The following is a 2,709-nucleotide window of genomic DNA, read 5'->3' on the forward strand; positions in this document are numbered from 1 at the left end:
GACGTTGATCGCCGGGAACAGGAGGACGCCATCGCGCTGCATCTCGTACAGACGGTGCACACCGGTCGTGGTCTCCTCGGTCACCCCACGGATCTGTGCGGCGATCCCGGTCCAGTCGAGCGTGCTCGCCGCCAGCAGGGCGCGGACGGCGGCCAGTTCCTCGTTGTCCGCCGGGGGCAGCTCACCCGACTTCCGGTACTCGACGCCCTTGTGGACGAGGAGGGTGGCGTCACCGCCGTCGTCCAGGATCATGTTCGGGCCGCCGGTGGGGCTGTCCGGCCAGGTCAGCGCCTGCTCCGTGCACCACCAGTACTCCTGGAGGGTCTCGCCCTTCCAGGCGAAGACCGGGACGCCCGCGGCGGCGACGGCGGCCGCGGCGTGGTCCTGTGTCGAGTAGATGTTGCAGGAGGCCCAGCGGACCTGCGCGCCGAGCGTGACCAGGGTCTCGATGAGCACGGCGGTCTGGACGGTCATGTGCAGGGAGCCGGTGATGCGCGCGCCGGCCAGCGGCTGCGCCTCGGCGTACTCCTCGCGGATCGCCATCAGACCGGGCATCTCGTGCTCGGCGAGGGTGATCTCCTTGCGGCCGAACCCGGCCAGCGAGAGGTCAGCGACCTTGAAGTCGCCGGAGTCCGGACGGGCGGTGTGGTCAGCGGGCACTGAGGCTCCTCGAAGCAAGGACGGCGCGGTGGATGTCGAAGGCCGCGGTGGATTTGTTCAGCGTGATGTAGTGCAGGCCCGGAGCACCCTCGGCGAGCAGACGCTCGGCCATGGCTGTGGCGTACTCGACGCCGATGCGGTAGGCGTCGGCGGGATCGTGGCGGGCGGCTTCCAGACGGTGCGCGAGCCGTTCGGGGAAGGCCGCGTCGCTCAGCTCGGCGAACCGGGTGATCTGCCGTACGTCGGTGGCGGGCATGATCTCCGGGATGATCGGGGTGTCGCAGCCGGCCGCCGCCACACGGTCGCGCAGGCGCAGGTAGTCCTCCACATGGAAGAACATCTGGGTGATGGCGTAGTCCGCCCCGGCCTTGCACTTTGCGATGAAGTGGCGCAGATCCGTCTCCGGGTCGAGGGAGCGGGGGTGGCCCTCCGGGAAGGCGGCGACTCCGATCCTGAAGTCCCCCAGCGAACGCACGAGTTCCACCAGCTGGTGGGCGTGGGTGAAGCCGTCCGGGTGCGGCACCCACGCGCCGCGGGGGTCGCCCGGCGGATCGCCGCGCAGCGCCAGTACGTCGCGGATCCCGGCGTCGGCGTAGCAGCCGATGATGTGCCGGAGTTCGGCCACCGAGTGCCCCACCGCGGTCAGGTGCGCGACCGGGCGCAGCGTGGTCTCCGTGGCGATGCGCCGGGTGATGTCGATGGTGCGGTCCCGTGAGGAGCCGCCGGCGCCGTATGTGACGGACACGAAGTCCGGGTGCAGCGACTCCGCCCGGCGGACCGTGTCCCACAGCGCGCGTTCCCCGGCCTGGCTCTTGGGCGGGAAGAACTCGAAGGAGAAGGTCGTCACCGCTCGCCTCCCGCGTTGAAGTAGCTCGCCTCGGGGTGGTGGGCGACGATCGCGTCCGTGGACTGCTCGGGGTGGAGCTGGAACTCCTCCGACAGCACCACGCCGATCCGCTCCGGCCCCAGCAACTCGGCGATCTTGACACGGTCCTCGAGGTCCGGGCAGGCCGGATAGCCCAGGGAGTAGCGGCAACCCTGGTATGCGGTGCGGAACATGCCGTCGAGCGTGTCCGGGTCGGCGCCCGCGATACCGAGTTCCGAGCGCACGCGCGCGTGCCAGTACTCGGCGAGTGCCTCGGCCAACTGCACGGACAGGCCGTGCAGTTCGAGGTAGTCGCGGTAGGAGTTCGACTCGAAGAGCCGCGCGGTCTCCTCACCGATCCGGGAGCCGACCGTGACGACCTGGAAGCCGACGACATCCCTCTCGCCGGACTCCTCCGGCCGGAAGAAGTCGGCCAGGCAGAGGCGACGGCCGTGCCGTTGGCGGGGGAAGGTGAAGCGGGTGCGTTCCGTGCCCCGCTCGTCGAGGATGATCAGGTCGTCGTTCTTGGAGACGCAGGGGAAGTAGCCGTGGACGACGGCCGCTTCGAGGAGGTTGTCGGTCTGGAGGCGGTCCAGGAGGCCGCGCAGCCGGGGCCGGCCCTCGGTCTCGATCAGGTCCTTGGTCAGGCCCCACTGGCCGCGGAAGAGGGCCGTTTCGTCGATCCAGGTGGCGTACTCCTTGAGGGGGATGCCCTTGATGACGCGGGTGCCCCAGAACGGCGGCTGCGGGACCGGGTTGTCGGTGGCCACGTCCGAACGGACATGCCCTTCCTCGGGCCGCTCCTCGATCTCGACCATGGCCGCCCGCACCCGACGCTGCCTCAGCTCGGGCAGCGTCGCCCCGGGCACCCCCCGCTTGACCCCGATCAGCGCATCCATCAGATGCAGGCCCTCGAACGCGTCCCGGGCATAGCGGACCTCACCCTCGTAGATCTCGTGCAGGTCCTGCTCCACATACGCACGCGTCAGGGCGGCGCCGCCGAGGATCACCGGGAAACGGGCGGCCAGACCGCGCTGGTTCAGCTCCTCCAGGTTCTCCTTCATGATCACCGTGGACTTCACCAGAAGGCCGGACATGCCGATGACGTCGGCCCGGTGCTCCTCGGCCGCCTCCAGGATCGCCGACACCGGCTGCTTGATGCCCAGGTTGACCACGGTGTAGCC

3 protein-coding genes are annotated in these 2,709 nt (G+C 69.9%); all 3 read right to left on the minus strand.

Annotation, left to right across the window (positions count from 1 at the left end):
• The coding region (locus tag ABT186_RS47455; protein ID WP_351930645.1) for an adenosylhomocysteinase at window positions 1-660 on the minus strand (660 nt) is incomplete at its 3' end.
• Window positions 650-1,507, minus strand: a complete 858-nt coding sequence (gene metF, locus ABT186_RS47460) for a methylenetetrahydrofolate reductase [NAD(P)H] (RefSeq protein ID WP_351930647.1) — start codon at window positions 1,505-1,507, stop codon at window positions 650-652. The genes metF and ABT186_RS47455, both read right to left, overlap by 11 nt.
• Window positions 1,504-2,709, minus strand: a 1,206-nt coding sequence (locus ABT186_RS47465; RefSeq protein WP_351930649.1) for a vitamin B12 dependent-methionine synthase activation domain-containing protein, incomplete at its 5' end; no start/stop codon positions are given. The genes ABT186_RS47465 and metF, both read right to left, overlap by 4 nt.

It is taken from the genome of Streptomyces sp. NPDC001634 (genome assembly GCF_040298185.1).
Taxonomy (GTDB): domain Bacteria; phylum Actinomycetota; class Actinomycetes; order Streptomycetales; family Streptomycetaceae; genus Streptomyces.